Here is a 15,028-nt window from a genome sequence, read left to right as displayed (position 1 = left end):
GGCCCCGCGGGATCAGTCGCGCGGGCGGGCGATCTCGACGTTCTCCAGGACGCCGAGCGCGTCCGGCACCAGTACGGCCGCCGAGTAGTAGGCGCTCACCAGGTAGGAGATGACCGCCTTTTCGTTGATCCCCATGAACCGCACCGACAGTCCGGGCTCGAACTCGTCGGGCAGGCCCGTCTGGTGGAGTCCGACGACGCCCTGGTTGTCCTCGCCGAGACGCATCGCGATGATGCTCGACGTGTGGCCGTCCTGGATGGGGATCTTGTTGCACGGCAGGACGGGCACGCCGCGCCAGGCGGGCACGCTGCTCCCCTGCAACTGCACGGTGTCCGGGTAGAGCCCGAGCCGGTTGCACTCGCGCCCGAACGCCGCGATGGTGCGCGGGTGCGCCAGGAACAGCGACGTGTCGCGGCGGCGCGCGAGCAGCTCGTCCAGGTCGTCCGGGGTGGGCGGACCGTGGTGCGTGTGGATGCGCTGCTCGTGGTCCGCGTTGTGCAGCAGGCCGAACTCGGGGTTGTTGACCAGCTCGTGCTCCTGACGTTCGCGCAACGCCTCGATGGTGAGCTTCAACTGGTGCTCGATCTGGTTCATCGGCTGGTTGTAGAGGTCCGCGACGCGGCTGTGCACCCGCAACACCGTCTGGGCGACGCTCAGTTCGTACTCGCGCGGGGACAGCTCGTAGTCCACGAACGTGCCGGGCAGGTCGATCTCGCCCTCGTGGCCGGCCGCCAGCTCGATCGCCGCCTCGCCGTGCCTGTTCGTCGACTGCTGCGCGCTGGCCAGGAACTGCGCGATCTGCACCAGCAGTTCGGGGGACTGGTCGACCAGCGCCTGGAACGCCTGCCGGGGCAGCGTCATCAGCGTGCCCGACGTCGACGCGGTCGCGTTGTACGGCCAGCGCGCGTCCTCTTCGACCAGCGCCTCGTCGCCGAAGTGGTCGCCCCCCGCGAGCACGCCGACCACGGTCTGGTCCCCGTACTTGCCGTCCCCCAACTTGTTGATCTTGCCGTGTGCGACCAGGTGCACCTGGTCCATCGGCTGCCCCGCCTCGGTGATGACCTCGCCCGCCGCGAACTCGCGCTGCTGGAAGCGCGCCGCGATGGCGGCCAGGACCTCGTCGTCCTCGAAGCCGCGCAGCAGCGGGAGTTCGCACAGCGTGGGGGGTACCACCTGCACCGTGTCGGCGGTCTGCGCGAAGCTCACGCGCCCCTTGCCCACCGAGTACGACAGCCGCCGGTTGACCCGGTAGGTGCCGCCCGCGACGTTCACCCACGGCAGCATCCGCAGCAGCCACCGCGAACTGATGCCCTGCATCTGCGGGGCGGACTTGGTGGTCGTGGCGAGGTTGCGTGCCGCGGCCGTTCCGAGGCTCTGTCGCGGGTCTCCGCCGTTCGCCTCGATGTCGTAATCCGCGTCGACCGTCATCAGACATGACCTCCCCTGGAACCGCCCGAGAACCCGGAACTCGGGCTTGCGCCAACCATCCTGGGCGGTGGGAAAGATGGTGATCAATAACACGAAAGTGTGTGGTTGAAAGCGGCAGAACGTGACAATGTCGCGCGGCCGATACACGAACGGGCTATCTTGCGGCGATCTCGTTCCCGGCCGCCCGGTCGTCACCCACCCTGAGACCATGCTTGTGAAGTACGTCCGTCCGGCACCGCGCGCCATGCTCGGCGCGGTGCCCCTCGCGGCCTGTGCCTTGGCCGCCGTCGCCCACCCAGCCGCCGCGTTGCCCGCCCCGTCCGCACCGCCTTTCCAGTCGCTTGCCCAACCACCGTCCGCGGTCCGGGTTCTGACAACTCATCAACCTGGTGATCAGCCCGGCCACCGGTCCAAGCCGCGCGCCGGCGCCTTGCCGCTGCTGCCCTGCGATCCGGTCTCCGCCGTCGTACGCGCCCTCGCCGCGGTGCCGCTGCTCGGCCGCACGCATTGCTCGTGCCCGTGCCCGAACCCGGCGGGGCGCCCGGCCGCACCCCCGCCGGCACCGTCCGCCGCACCCACCCCGGCGGTTCCCCCGCCCGCGAAGCCGCCCGCCCCCGGCAAGCCGTCGCCCGGCATCACGGTCATCCAGCACAACAACGACCCCGGCGGAGGCGTGGTCAACCAGGACAACAATGTCGGCGTCGACTTCAACCCGCCTCCGCCACCGCCTCCGCCGCCACCTCCGCCGCCCCCGCCTCCTCCCGCGCCCAAGCCGACACCTCCGCCCCCGCCGCCGGCCCCCAGGCCCACACCGCCTCCGCCGCCCGCACCGCCGCCCTCGCCTCCGCCCGCCCCACGTACGGTCGTTCCGGTCGCGGTGGACCGGGTGGTCCCGCCGCCCGCGCCCCGGCCCCCCGCGCCGGAGCCGGTGGTCGTTCCGCCCGCACCGCCGGCTCCGCCCGCCGCGGCGCCCTTCCCGACCAGGCGGCCCGCCGCGGCCGCCGAGCCGGAGGAGGAAAGCGGCGTCTGGGACCTCGCGACCTGGCTCGGATTCGCGCTCCTGCTCGCCATCGTTCCCGCGGCGCTCGCCGCCGTCAGCCGAGGCGGCGGCGAAGGCCGCGGCGGAACCGGGAGGCCGTCGTCATGACGCTCACCATCGTGGTCTGGACACTGTGCACCGTCCTGGGCGCCGGCCTCGCGGTCGGCGCCGCCGTGTGGCTCGGCCGCAGCGCGCGCAGCGTGGAAGGCTCGTTCACCCCGCAGGCGCTCACCTTCGCGGGCGGCGTCGTCCTCTCGTCGTTCGTCCTCGTCACCGGCTTCCTCATCGTCGGCGCCTGGCAACTCCAGTCCGTGGCAAGGTCGCACGCGCACGAGGAGGCACGCGTACTCGCCAAGGCGTACGCGCGGGCCGGCGAACTCGCCCCGCAGGACCGCGACGCGATCCGCGACCGCATCACCGTCTACACGCGCTCCGTGGTCGACGACGAGTGGCCCGACCTCGCCAAGCACCGCGCATCGCCGACGTCGTGGGAGCAACTCGACGCCGTGCAGAGCGCGTTGGCCGCGGTCCCGGCGGACCGGCGCGAGGCGGCGTACGACGCGACCTCCGCAGCGCTCGACGAGGTCTACGTCAAGCGGTACGCGCGGCTCGCCGACCTCGACTCGGTCTCGCCGCCCATCCTGTTCGGCGTGATGGTCGCGGCCGGCCTGCTCGTGCTGGTCTATCCGCCGCTGGTCGGCATGACGGCCAACCTTCGCAACATCGCCGTCCTCGGACTCGCGGGCGCCGTCGTCGGATTCGGCATTTTGCTGGTCTTCCAACTCCGCGACCCGTTCACCGCACCCCTGAACGTCGGACCCTCGGCCTTTCAGGCCGCTCTGGACCGCTATGCACAACTGAAGTGACGCCCGGCCGGGGCGAACCGCATGCCCGGAGTGCCGCCCCGGCCCTCATCCGCAGCACCTGCCCTCATCCGCAGCACCCGCCCTCATCCGCGGCACCCGCACTCACCGCAGCACCCGCCCTCACACACCGCCGACGTGCAGCAAGGTGCCCGTCACATAGGTGACCGCCATGGCGACGCCGCCGCCCGCGACGTTCCGCAGCACGGACGCGCGCGGCGGCGATCCGCCCATCCGCGCGCTCGCCCACCCGCACAACGTCAGCGCGATGAGCACCGACACCACGGTCACCGGCACCCGCAGGCCGTCCGGCGGCAGCAGGATCGCCAGCAGTGGCAGCAGCGCCCCGACCGCGAACGACCCGAAGCTCGCGAAGGCCGCCTGCCACGGATCGGTCAGCTCGTCGGGGTCGAGCCGCAGCTCGGTCTCGGCGTGCGCCGCCAGCGCGTCGTGGGCGGTCAGCTCCACCGCGACCTGGCGCGCCAGCTCGGCCGACAGGCCCTTGGCCCGGTACGCCGCCACCAGTTCGGCCAACTCCGCCTCGGGTTCCTCGCGCAACTCGCGCTTCTCCCGCTCGATCGCGGCCCGTTCGGCGTCCCGCTGCGTGCTGACCGACACGTACTCGCCGGCCGCCATCGACAGCGCACCCGCCAGCAGTCCGGCCACACCGGCCGTGAGGATCGCCGCGCGGGAGCCCGCCGCGCCCGCGACGCCCAGCACGATGCCCGCCGTGGACACCACGCCGTCGTTCGCCCCGAGCACGGCCGCGCGCAGCCAGTTGAGGCGCGTCGCGAGGCCCGCGTGGTGATCGGGTGGAAGCTGTTCCTCCATAAGGATTACGCCCGCAACGTGCGGAGCCCGGCCCTCGGCTCGGCTCCCAGCCCCGTCAGGCCGCCGTCGGCCACCCGCCACCTCCCGATATGCGCCCGCGCCCGCGGGCGGGGCGTCCCTGCCGTCACCCCACTTGAGCACGGATATCCAGGGGCGACCACCGGACCGGACTGCCATGATGGCGATCTTGTGCGGCGCCCCGGTGCGGCGCCGGCCCCGGCCGCACGAGTGCCCGGGGACGGCCCGAGGCGCGGGCACGTACCGGGACATAGGGACGGACAGCAGCGGGGAGGACCGGGCGATGACCTTCGCCGGAGCGCGCGACACGGGTGCCCACCACGGCCAGGTGATCGTGCTGACGGGGCCGCCGGGAGCGGGCAAGAGCACGGTCGCGAGGCTGCTGGCCGACGCGTACGAGCCGAGCGTCCACCTGCACACCGACGACTTCTGGCACTACATCAGGCGGGGCGCGATCGCCGCGTACCGCCCGGAGGCGCACCGGCAGAACGAGGTCGTCGTCGGCGTGCTCGCGCGGGCCGCCTTCGGCTACGCGCAGGGCGGCTACACCGTCGTGGTGGACGGCATCGTGGGGCCGTGGTTCCTCGGCAGCTACCACGAGGCGCGCGACGGTACCGGCATCCCCATGCAGTACGTCGTGCTGCGCCCGGACCAGGACACCACCGTGCGCCGCGCCACCGCCCGGACCGGCGAGGGCGCCCTGACCGCTCCCGAACCGGTCCGCTCCTTGCACCGGCAGTTCTCCGGGCTCGCCGAGTTGGAGGCGCACGTCGTGGACTCGACGGGCTGGACCGCCGAGGAGACCGCGACGCGCGTGCTCGCGGGCCTCAGGGCCGGCGCGTACGCGCTGCCGGGCACCTGAGGACCCGGCCGGGACCGCCGAACGCGCCGGGAACTCCGGGCCCTACTCCCACATCTGGGCGTTGATGTGGTCGAGCGCGACCAGGTAGAGGTCGTCGTACATCAACTTGGCGTTCGCGTCGATGGCCCCGCCGCTGCTGAGCGCGACCTCGATCACGATCATGTAGTGGCCGGAGGTCGTGGTGCCCACCCAGGTGGGGGACTGCTCGGAGAACTTCACGCCGGACCCCGAGGGAGGCGTGATGAACGAGACGTACGCGCCGTTGCTCTGACCCGCCGACAGCCGGTTCTGGATGGACTTCGCCGAGGCCTTGTCGGTGAACGAGATGACCGACAACTGCCCGACGTACTTCTTGTTCGGGGTGGTCCACAAGGACCGCAGAATGCCGATGCAGTCGTCGGAGAACAGCGACCGCATGGCGGACTCGGCGGCGGTGCAGTTGCGTTCGTCCTGGGCGAGCTGCACGTACGGCCGCTTCTGGATCGAGAAGTCGCCGACGTCGGGGAACCATTCCTGCGTGGTGAACGGGTCGGTGTCGCCCTCCGCGGTGTCCCAGCCGCCGGACTTCGTCGTCTCCGGAACACCGGTCGTGGGCGTGCCGCCGGTCGGGGCCGCGGGGCCGGTCGGCCGGGCGGTGAACGAGGGCATCGACGGGAAGTCCGTGGGCAGGCCGCTCGGCATCCGCCCGGTGGGCGCGTCGCCGGGAGCGGCGACGGGTGCGGTGCCGCCGTCGTTCCCGCCGCTCATCGAGGTCACCCCGCCGACCAACGCGAGTGCCACTACCGCCGTTGCGGCCGTCACGATCCAGGGTGAGCGGGTGCCCTGCCCAGGAGTGGGGGCGTACTGCTGGGGGCCGTAGGGGTCCTGAGTCGGAAACATGCGCAGAACCGTATTGCCAAGCCTCCGCGGGGCGCGAGCCAACCCCCATTTGTGGGTCAGTCGTTTGGTTCAGCGAGTGATCAGAAGGCCCTGTTCAGCAGCGGGATTCGCGCTGCGGCAAGGCTGATGGCGAAGGACGCGGCGAGGGTCGCGCCGAGCAGCAGCCCGAGACCCGGCAGGGTGGTCGCCCCGTCGGGCATGCCGAACCAGCGCTGCATGCCGTACAGCACCGCCAGATGGCAGCCGAACACCCCCAGCACCCGGTCGCTCGCCGCCCGGCCGACTCGGCCGCCGCGGTCCAGCGTGCCGCGTGCCAGGAGGAAAACCAGCGCGGCCGCCAGCGCCGCCACCGAGCCGAGTGTGTTGGGCGGCAGTGCCACCGCGAAGTCGAGTGGCAGGTCGGCCGCTTGGGTGTGCTGCCAGACCAACTCGGCGAGCGCCAGGAGCAGCACGAGAGCGGCGGCCACCCGCTGACGGGCTGTCAGCACGACGTCGCGCAGGACGTACCCGAGCATGAAGTAGCCGACGTACGGCAGGAAGTACGTCGGCGCGGTCAGCCGCAGCGCCGGCGCGCCGAGCTGCCGCACGTTGATGTACGCGTTGGTGATCTGCACGCCGAGGCCGAACGCGAGGGCGATCCCGGTGACCAGGTAGCGGTCGCGCGCCGACGCGTGCGCGAGAAAGACGCGCAGCACCGGGACGAGCAGGTACAGCCCGAGGATCAGCCAGAAGAAGTACAGGGCGGTGTACGTCCTGGCGAGCAGCATGTCGCCGACGACCTTCTCGACCGCCGGCCGGTAGTCCTTCACCCACATCTTGAAGCCGATGTAGAAGGCGTGCCAGAACACCAGCGGCACCGCGATGCGTGCGAGGCGGCGGCGATAGAACCCGACCGCGTCCTCGCCCTCGCGGGCCGGGCCGAGCAGCAGCGCCCCGCTGATCATCACGAACACCGGGACGGCCCATGTCGATCCGACGTTGACGATCGCCGCGGTCCACCACACGGCGCTGCCGCGCAGGCCCTCGTCGGTCATCGTCATGCCGGTGGTGTGGATGGCGACCACGGCGACGATGGCGATGACGCGCAGCCAGGACAGGTGCGCGTACGACGGCCGCCCGGCGGTGCCACCGGACCCCTGCGCGCCGCCCGGGGGAGCCGCGGCCTTCGCCAGGGGCTCACCCGCGTCACCCCCGTCCGGCCGCGGTTCGGGTACGCCTGTGGCCGGGTTTCTGCCGGTGCCTGTGCTCGCGGGAATGCTCGCCGGAGCGCCGGCGGAGGTGCTCGTGACGGCGCGCGCCGGGGCGGCGGTGTCGCCGTCGTCGGCGGTGGCGGCGCGACGCGGGAGGCGGGGCACGGACGGGCTCCGATCGGGACGGGAGGTCGGAGGGAGCGTACCGGGCCCGTGAGCCGTCAGTCCCCGGGCGTCGTCTCCGACCCGAACGCTTCGTCGAGAAACGCCCGCCACGCCTGGTCCACCCGCCGCTCGGTGGCCCGCGCCGCGGCCGCGGCGCCCTCGCCGGGGACGTCGGCCACCAGGTCGAGCAGGAGCCCGCGCATCACGGCGAGCGCCAGGGTCGCCGGTATGCGGTGGCCTTCCAGCAGACGTTCCAGCGGGGGCAGCCAGTCGTCCAGGGACGCGACCGCGAAGCCGGTCCACGGGCCGGTGGCGGCCTGGGGGCCGCAGCCGCGGACGTACCCCTCGAAGAACAGGCGCAGCACGGTGCGGTGGCCCGGATCGGTGACCCACCGCCACAGGAGTTCGAGGACCGCGCGCGGGCCGTCGGCCTCGGCGGTGGCCCGCTCGACCAGGTCCAACTGCTCCTTGCGGCCATCGGCGAGCACGTCGCGGATCAGGCCCTCCTTCGACCCGAAGAGATAGAGCAGCACCCGCGGACTCGACCCGATGGCGGCGGCGAGCGGGCGCAGCGACAGGTCGCTGAGGTTGTTCTCCGCCACGTACGCGCGGGTCGCGGCGAGGAGTTCCCGCTGCCGCGGAGAGGGTTCCGTATCCAAGGCCATGGGTCTATCCTCCACTGAAACGAGTGTTTCAGTGGAGGATAGACCCATGGCCAACGCCCCGGCGAGCATCCGTGACGGCACCAGGCCCGGCGACCTGGGCGCGGTCGCGGCACTGCACGGCGTGATCTACGCGCACGAGTACGGCATGGACACCACGATGGAGGCGTACGTCGCCTCGGGCCTTGCCGACCTCTGGCTCGCCTGGGACCGCGACGGCACCTACGACGCCGGCCGCCTGTGGGTCGCCGAACTCGACGGCGAGGTCGTCGGCGCCACCGGCCTGACGCGCGGCGACGAGGCCCCCGGCTGGTGCCAACTGCGCTGGGTGGTCCTCGACCCGCGGGCGCGCGGCCGGGGCCTGGGCCGCGCACTCTTCGAAGCCGCCATGGACGAGGCCCGCGCCCGCCGCGCCACCGGCGTCTACCTGTGGACCGTCGCCGGCCTCGAAGCCGCCCACCAGCTCTACAAGTCCGCCGGCTTCCGCCTCACCCACTCCGAACCCGCCCACAAGTGGGGAGTCGACGCCATCGAACAACGCATGGAACTCACGCTGTAGCCGTGGCGCGCCACGCACCGTCCGCGGGGGGCGCCGACCGTCAGCGGACGGTGAAGTCGTCCAGGTTGGGGCGCTTGGTCCATTCCCAGTAGTCGACGAGGCGCCAGGGGCTGACGGTGTGGATGTCGCCGCTCTGGTTCTTGAACCAGGAGTGCTTGATGGTCTCGTGGGACCACACCAGCTTCTTGATCTCGGTCTGGTGGCGGGCGTGGTAGGCCTCGGTGACCTCGGCGCGCGGCTCCAGTGTGCGGTGGCCGTTGCGGACCAACTCGTCGATGCAGCCCGCGATGTACCGCATCTGGCACTCGGAGTGGAAGATCAGGCTGCCGCCGTGGGCGAGGTTGGTCCCAGGGCCGTACATGCAGTAGAAGTTCGGGAAGTTCGGCACCGCTATGCCGAGGTAGGCGTTGGGTTCGTCGCCCCACTGGTCGGCGAGGACGGCTCCGTCGCGGCCGACGATGTGCATGGGGTAGAGGTAGCGGTTGGCCTGGAAGCCGGTCGCGTAGACGATGACGTCGGCCTCGTGGCGCTCGCCGGAGACGGTGACGACGGCGTCCTTCTCGATGCGGGCGATGCCCTCGCGGACCAGGTCCACGTTGTCGCGCTTGAGGGCGCGCAGCCAACTGCCGTTGTCCTGGAGGGTCCTCTTGCCGGTGGCCGGGTAGTCGGGGAGCACCTTCGCCAGCAGGGCCGCGTCGTCACCGACCTGGCTGGTGATCCAGTCGGTGAAGATCTGCCGGGTGAAGTCGTTGCGTTCGCTGACGGACCGGTCCTGGTGCGGCCATTCGGGGTCGATGCGGGCGCTCATCAGGGCGCCGTCGCTGCCCGGCCAGAAGATCAGGAAGCGGTACCAGCGGCCGTAGAAGGGGAGGTGGCGCATGGCCCAGCGGACCCCGGGGCCGACCTTCTCGTGGTAGTTCGGGTTGGGGAACATCCACTGCGCGGTGCGCTGGAAGACGGTCAGGTGCGCGACGTCCGGGGCGATGGTCGGGGCGATCTGGAAGCCGCTCGCACCCGCGCCGATCATGGCGACGCGTTTGCCGCGGTAGTCGACCGAGTGGTCCCACTGCGCGGAGTGGAACGCGGGACCCTCGAAGTCCTCGATGCCGGGGATCTCGGGGAGCCTGGGGCGGTTGAGCAGGCCCACCGCCGAGATGACCGCGCGGGCGGTCAGGACCTCGGTGGCGCCCTCGGGCGTGCGTACCGTGACCCGCCAGGTGGCGGACGGCTCGTCCCAGACCGCGCCCTCGACCTCGGTGTCGAAGCGGATGTGCGACTCGATCGCGTGACGCTTCATCACGTCCTGGAAGTACCGCTGGAGTTCGGGCTGCTGTGAGAAGAACTCGGTCCAGTGGTCGCTGGGTTCGAACGAGTAGCAGTAGAAGTGGTTGCCGACGTCCACCCGGCAGCCGGGGTACGAGTTCTCCCACCACGTGCCGCCCACACCGGGGTTCTTCTCGACGATCGTGAACGGGATCCCGGCCTCCTTGAGTCGGATCCCGGCCAGCAGGCCCGACTGTCCGCAGCCGATCACCACGACGGGGAACGCCTCGCGCGCGTCCGCGTCCGCGTGCACCTCGACGCGGCGTGCGTCGACGCCGTCGAGCTCCATCTCCTCCAGCAGCATCGGGACGTACTCTTCCGGTACGTCCTCGCACGCCACCCAGCTCATCATCTCCCGGATCAGCTCCGGTCCCGGCGGCGGCGGCAGGACGCAACCGCCGTCGCGGTACGCCTTGATCGCCTCCAGCGCCATCCGCCGCGCCTCGGCCTTCTCCTCCTCGGGCAGGAACCCCTGCACCTCGTTCAGCACCAGCATGCGCGGCCGGATCGGTCCGCGGATGTACGACGGGTCGCCCGTCATGTGCACGAGGGACAGGAGGAGCGTCGGGATGCTGACGTCCTCCAGGGCGGCCGCGATCGCCGCGTCGTCGTCGGTGATCGGCAGGCCGGCATGCGGGTTCGTGGCACTCATGGACGAGCGGCTCCGTAAATCGCGACGACGATTGATGAGCGCACATTAGAACCGGAAGGCGACGGCTTCAACACATCGAGCTGTGCAGTTGCCGCGGAGCGGCGCGGTGGCGGCGACGTCGGGGCGCCGTCGCGCCGCGCCCCTCGGGTCAGGGCGCGGCGGGGCGCCCGGGTGCCGTGTCGTTGTGGGCCGCGGCGCCCGGCCCGGCGTCGAGGCCGTGCAGGAAGAAGGAGAGGCATCGCCGCCAGGCGTCCGGTGCCGTGTCGGCCGACTCGCGGATCACCTGGGACATCGCCCAGATCATGACGACCAGGTCGTCGACCTCGAAGTCGGCCCGCAGCCGGCCGCTGCGCCGGGCGCGCTCGATGATCCGGGTGGCGTCCTCCAGGCCGCGCGGGCAGCTCTCGTGGACGTCGCCGACCTGGCGGAACTGCCGGGCCACGGCGTCGTTGAGCGCGCGGTCGGCGGCCTGGAGCGCGAAGAGCCCGTCGAGGTAGGCGACGAACCCGGTCCAGGGGTCGGGGTCGGCGAGCGCCGCCGCGGTGATCCGCTCCAGGGGCTCCAGGTGCCCGGGCAGGATCGCGACCAGGAACGCCTGGCGCGTGGGGAAGTGGTTGTACAGCGTGCCGATGCTGACGCCGGCGCGGCGGGCGACTTCCTCCAGGGGGGCGTCGAGGCCGCGCTCGGCGAAGACCTGGGTGCCCGCGGCGAGCAATTTGTCGCGATTGCGGGCGGCGTCGGCGCGCAGCGGCCTGGTTCTGGCGGGCATGGGCCCATCCTACGAAATTGAGGGACGCCTCAAGTTCCTGCTAGCGTCGCGGACAAGAAGTTGAGGGCTTCCTCAACTTAGCCTCCGCACGCCTGAATCGAGGGTGTCCGCCCATGTCCGCTTCCGGTTCCCCGTCCGCCGCCACTTCCGCTTCCGCCGCTGCTCCCGCTCCCGCTTCCGCCCCGACGCCCGAAGCCGCGTCCGCCGCCACCTCGCACTCGGCGCGCAGGACCGCCGTCGTGATCGGGGTCGGTCCCGGGCTCGGCATGTCCGTCGCACACCGCTTCGCCCGCGAGGGCTACGCGGTGGCCCTCGTCTCGCGCACCGCCACCAGGCACGCCGCCTATCTCGCCGCGCTGGCCGGGACAGGCGCGGAGGCCGCCGCCTACACCGCCGACGTACGCGACCGCGACAAACTCCTCGCCGTGCTCGACGCTGTCACCGAACGCTTCGGGACCATCGACACCGTCTACTACGGCCCGGCCTCCACCGACCCCGAGGGATTCCCGAAGCCGATCACCGAGGCCGACTCGGCGAGCGTCCGGGCGGCCATGAGCTGGATGTACCCGGCAGTGGACGTGGTCGCCAAAGTGCTCCCCGGCATGCTGGAACGCGGCGAAGGATGCCTGCTGTTCGCGACCGGCCTCAGCGCGGTGACACCCATGCCCGCACTCGGCAACCTCGCGGTGCTGTCCGCCGCCCTGCACAACTACGCGCTGACCCTCAACGCCGCGCTCGCCGACAAGGGTGTGTACGCCGGCAGCCTGGTCATCGGCGGCCTCATCGAACGCGGCGACATCCACGCGATGATCGCGTCCGGCCCGCAGGACTTCGGCGACGTCGGAAACTCCACCCTTGATCCCGACGAAATCGCAGACGTGGCATGGCAGTTGCGGACCGACCGCAGCAGCGCGGCGGCCACCTTCAGCGCCTTCGGGTGACCCGCGGGCCGCGGCGGACGGCCCGAGCCCGCGTCACCAGGGCGAGGGGGCGTAGTCCTTGAGGAAGCAGGCGTACAGGTCCTCGCCCTGTTCGCCGCGGACGATGGGGTCGTAGACGCGGGCGGCACCGTCGACCAGGTCCAGCGGGGCGTGGAAGCCCTCGTCGGCGAGGCGCATCTTGGTGGGGTGCGGGCGCTCGTCGGTGATCCACCCGGTGTCGACGGCGGTCATCAGGATGCCGTCGGCCAGCATCTCCTGCGCGCTGGTGCGCGTGAGCATGTTGAGCGCGGCCTTGGCCATGTTGGTGTGCGGGTGCCCCGGACCCTTGTAGCCGCGGCTGAACTGGCCTTCCATCGCCGAGACGTTCACGACGTACTTGCGGCGCGCCGGGGCCGCGGCCATCGCCGGACGCAGCCGGCTCACCAGGATGAACGGCGCCGTCACGTTGCAGAGCTGCACTTCGAGCAACTCGATCGGGTCGACCTCGTGGACGCGCTGCACCCAGCTGTTGGACGCGTCCAGGTCCGGGATCAGGCCGCCCGCGTCGATCGCGGTGCCCGCCTCGATGCGCGCGGGGGTCGCCGAGCCGCTGGTGAGCGCGAGCGCCGTCAGCGCGTGCGGGTCCAGGTCGTTCGTCGGCGCCACCGCGGACGTCGCCGGCGCCGCGCCGACCGGGAGCGCGGACGGCAGGGCCACGTGCCCCGAGCCCGCGATGTGGCCGAAGGTGATCGACTCGGGCAGCTCGCCGGCCGGGAGCGGGCCCTCCTCGGCGGAGATGAGCGCGGCGTACGCCTGCGGAGTCCGGCGTACGGTCTGCGCCGCGTTGTTGACCAGGATGTCGAGCGGGCCGGCCGCCGCGACCGAGTCGGCCAGCGCGATCACCTGCGCCGGATCGCGCAGGTCGATGCCGACGATGCGCAGCCGGTGGATCCACTCGTCGCTGTCCGGCATCGCCTTGAAGCGGCGGATCGCGTCGTTGGGGAAGCGCGTCGTGATCGTCGTGTGCGCGCCGTCCCGCAGCAGGCGCAGCGCGATGTACATGCCGATCTTCGCGCGCCCGCCGGTCAGCAGCGCGCGGCGGCCGGTCAGGTCGGCGCGCGCGTCGCGGCGCTCGCGGTTGAGCTTGGCGCACGGCGGACAGAGCTGGTGGTAGAACGCGTCGACCTCGACGTACTTCTGCTTGCAGATGTAGCAGCCGCGCGCCCGCTGGAGTATCCCGGCGAGTTCGCCGACCGTCGACGAGCTGATCGGGATGCCCTGCGTCTCGTCGTCGATGCGGTCCGGGGAGCCGGTCGCGGTGGCCGCGATGACCGCGTGGTCGGCGGCCTGGACACGGGCCTTGCGGTCCGCGCGGCGGCGCTCCTTGACGCGCTTGAAGATGTGCGCGGTGGCCTCGCGGATGCGTACCGCGTCCGGGTGCTCGGTCGGCAGCCCGTCCAGTTCGGCCAGGACGGTAAGGCAGACGGCCAGGCGCTCGGGGTCGATGCCCGGCGCCTCGTCGTTACTCGTTGTCATGCCCTCTGCCGTCTCCGTGCTCGATCCCGCGACGCCCAACCGCTGAACTCTACGTACGCCCCCCGGCCCCCGCCAAATAGTGGAACGTCGGGGGCTCGTGCATGAGGAAGTCGCGGTGCGAGATGTTCCAGGCGTACGCCCCGGCCATCGCGAACACGAGCCGGTCGCCCGCACGCACCGCACCCGTCACCGGGACGCGCGCGGCGAGCACGTCCTTGGGCGTGCACAACTGCCCGACGACGGTCACCGGCTCGCCGGAGGTGCTCGGGCGCGGCCACGCGTACGGCCACGAATCGCGCGCCAGCACCGCGAACGGCTGCGCATGCCCGCGCGCGACGGGAGTGCGCAGATGGTGTGTGCCGCCTCGGACGACCGCGAAGGCCTGCCCCCGGCTGTGCTTGACGTCGAGCACGTCGGTCACGTACCAGCCGTGGTACGCGGCGACCGCCCGCCCCGGCTCGACGCGCAGCACCGGCCCGCCCGGCCGCACCAGGCCGCCCAACGCCTTGCCGTACGCCGCCCAGTCGAAGCGCGCCTCGGGGGTCGCGTAGTCGACGGCCATCCCACCGCCGACGTTCAACTCCCGCAGGTCGACGCCGTTGCGGGCGGCCCACGCGTCCGCCCAGGCGAGCAGCCTCGCCGCCACCTCCCCCAGATCGTCCGGGCCCAGACCGCTGGCGAGGTGCGCGTGCAGTCCGCGCAGGCGTACGCGCGGCTCGTCGGCGAGCAGCTTCGCGCAGCGGTCCAGCACCTCCGGGTCCATGCCGAACGGCGTCGCAAGCCCGCCCATCGTCAGCGCGGCCGGCCCGGTCCCCGGCAGCTCGATCGGCGGGTTGGCGCGCAGGAGGACGTCGACCGTCCGACCCGTGGCGCGCGCGAGGGCGGCCACCCGGTGTGTCTCCTGCTCGCTCTCGACGTGCAGGCGGTGGACCTTGGAGCCGACCGCCTCGGCCAGCTCCGACGGCGTCTTGCCCGGTCCGCCGAACGCGATCGGCTTCCCGGGGACGGCCTCGCGCACGTGCGCGAACTCGCCGCCCGACGCGACCTCGAATCCGTGCACGTGGGCCGCCACCGCGCGGAGAACCTCGGCATCGGGGTTGGCCTTGGCCGCGTAATACAGCTCGACGCCCGGCGGCAGCGCGGCTGCGACGGCCGCCACGTGCTCGCGGAGTCCGAACAAGTCGTGGACGTACGCCGGGAGCCGGTCGTCCGGCAGCGCGCCCGCGTACGACCGAACGGCGTCAGGGAGGCGAACCGGAACCGGGGCGACTTCCGTTCGATCGTGCCCGGTTCCGTTCCCGGCGTGGTCTACTGCGCCCGTTTTCCCCGTGG

General features: G+C 72.1%; 14 protein-coding genes. 5 read left to right on the top strand and 9 right to left on the bottom strand.

The annotated features are described in order from the left end of the window. Window positions 1-12 precede the first annotated feature (12 nt). Window positions 13-1,428, bottom strand: a complete 1,416-nt coding sequence (locus AB0C36_RS03365) for a family 2B encapsulin nanocompartment shell protein (protein ID WP_358348489.1) — start codon at window positions 1,426-1,428, stop codon at window positions 13-15. A gap of 208 nt (window positions 1,429-1,636) precedes the next feature. Here AB0C36_RS03365 and AB0C36_RS03360 point away from each other — a divergent pair, with 208 nt between their 5' ends. Both AB0C36_RS03360 and AB0C36_RS03355 read left to right on the top strand, forming a co-directional pair. Further along, on the top strand, window positions 1,637-2,575 hold the full coding sequence (locus AB0C36_RS03360) for a hypothetical protein (protein WP_358348486.1): 939 nt from the start codon (window positions 1,637-1,639) through the stop codon (window positions 2,573-2,575). After that, entirely contained in the window at window positions 2,572-3,333 is a 762-nt protein-coding gene (locus AB0C36_RS03355; RefSeq protein WP_358348483.1) for a bestrophin-like domain, read from the top strand. The genes AB0C36_RS03360 and AB0C36_RS03355 overlap by 4 nt, the downstream gene beginning before the upstream one ends. A 120-nt stretch (window positions 3,334-3,453) precedes the next feature. On the opposite strand, the gene AB0C36_RS03350 is transcribed toward AB0C36_RS03355, so the two are convergent. Continuing rightward, a complete protein-coding gene (locus AB0C36_RS03350) occupies window positions 3,454-4,161 on the bottom strand; it encodes a VIT1/CCC1 transporter family protein (RefSeq protein WP_358348481.1) in 708 nt (235 codons plus the stop codon). 301 nt (window positions 4,162-4,462) lie between these two features. Here AB0C36_RS03350 and AB0C36_RS03345 point away from each other — a divergent pair, with 301 nt between their 5' ends. Then, window positions 4,463-5,041 (top strand): AAA family ATPase, encoded by a 579-nt coding sequence (locus AB0C36_RS03345; RefSeq protein WP_358348478.1) that lies wholly within the window; start codon window positions 4,463-4,465, stop codon window positions 5,039-5,041. Window positions 5,042-5,083: 42 nt separating this feature from the next. Here AB0C36_RS03345 and AB0C36_RS03340 read toward each other — a convergent pair whose 3' ends face one another. The 3 genes from AB0C36_RS03340 to AB0C36_RS03330 all read right to left on the bottom strand — a co-directional run bounded on the left by AB0C36_RS03340 (window position 5,084) and on the right by AB0C36_RS03330 (window position 7,940). Next, complete coding sequence (locus AB0C36_RS03340) at window positions 5,084-5,920, bottom strand: hypothetical protein (RefSeq protein WP_358348476.1); 837 nt, start codon at window positions 5,918-5,920, stop codon at window positions 5,084-5,086. An 80-nt stretch (window positions 5,921-6,000) separates the two neighbouring features. Continuing rightward, complete coding sequence (locus tag AB0C36_RS03335) at window positions 6,001-7,275, bottom strand: acyltransferase (protein WP_358348473.1); 1,275 nt, start codon at window positions 7,273-7,275, stop codon at window positions 6,001-6,003. Window positions 7,276-7,331: 56 nt separating this feature from the next. Beyond that, window positions 7,332-7,940, bottom strand: a complete 609-nt coding sequence (locus AB0C36_RS03330; protein WP_358348470.1) for a TetR/AcrR family transcriptional regulator — start codon at window positions 7,938-7,940, stop codon at window positions 7,332-7,334. A gap of 46 nt (window positions 7,941-7,986) precedes the next feature. Here AB0C36_RS03330 and AB0C36_RS03325 point away from each other — a divergent pair, with 46 nt between their 5' ends. Then, window positions 7,987-8,496 carry a GNAT family N-acetyltransferase gene (locus tag AB0C36_RS03325; protein ID WP_358348467.1) on the top strand — a complete coding sequence of 170 codons (510 nt, stop codon included), beginning with the start codon at window positions 7,987-7,989 and terminating at the stop codon, window positions 8,494-8,496. Window positions 8,497-8,536: 40 nt separating this feature from the next. Here the strand turns inward: AB0C36_RS03325 and AB0C36_RS03320 are convergent, their stop codons facing one another. Further along, window positions 8,537-10,471 carry a flavin-containing monooxygenase gene (locus AB0C36_RS03320; protein WP_358348465.1) on the bottom strand — a complete coding sequence of 645 codons (1,935 nt, stop codon included), beginning with the start codon at window positions 10,469-10,471 and terminating at the stop codon, window positions 8,537-8,539. A gap of 148 nt (window positions 10,472-10,619) precedes the next feature. After that, complete coding sequence (locus AB0C36_RS03315) at window positions 10,620-11,240, bottom strand: TetR/AcrR family transcriptional regulator (protein WP_358348462.1); 621 nt, start codon at window positions 11,238-11,240, stop codon at window positions 10,620-10,622. A 113-nt stretch (window positions 11,241-11,353) separates the two neighbouring features. Here AB0C36_RS03315 and AB0C36_RS03310 point away from each other — a divergent pair, with 113 nt between their 5' ends. Then, complete coding sequence (locus AB0C36_RS03310; RefSeq protein WP_358348459.1) at window positions 11,354-12,181, top strand: SDR family NAD(P)-dependent oxidoreductase; 828 nt, start codon at window positions 11,354-11,356, stop codon at window positions 12,179-12,181. Window positions 12,182-12,214: 33 nt separating this feature from the next. Here AB0C36_RS03310 and AB0C36_RS03305 read toward each other — a convergent pair whose 3' ends face one another. Beyond that, window positions 12,215-13,696 (bottom strand): SDR family NAD(P)-dependent oxidoreductase, encoded by a 1,482-nt coding sequence (locus tag AB0C36_RS03305; RefSeq protein ID WP_358348456.1) that lies wholly within the window; start codon window positions 13,694-13,696, stop codon window positions 12,215-12,217. Window positions 13,697-13,745: 49 nt separating this feature from the next. Next, complete coding sequence (locus tag AB0C36_RS03300) at window positions 13,746-14,876, bottom strand: alanine racemase (protein ID WP_358348453.1); 1,131 nt, start codon at window positions 14,874-14,876, stop codon at window positions 13,746-13,748. Between the last annotated feature and the right edge of the window lie 152 nt (window positions 14,877-15,028).

It is taken from the genome of Streptodolium elevatio (assembly GCF_040649515.1).
Classification (GTDB): domain Bacteria; phylum Actinomycetota; class Actinomycetes; order Streptomycetales; family Streptomycetaceae; genus Yinghuangia; species Yinghuangia elevatio.
Note: the sequence above shows the minus strand (reverse complement) of the source record. Positions and strands in the feature narration are given on the sequence as shown.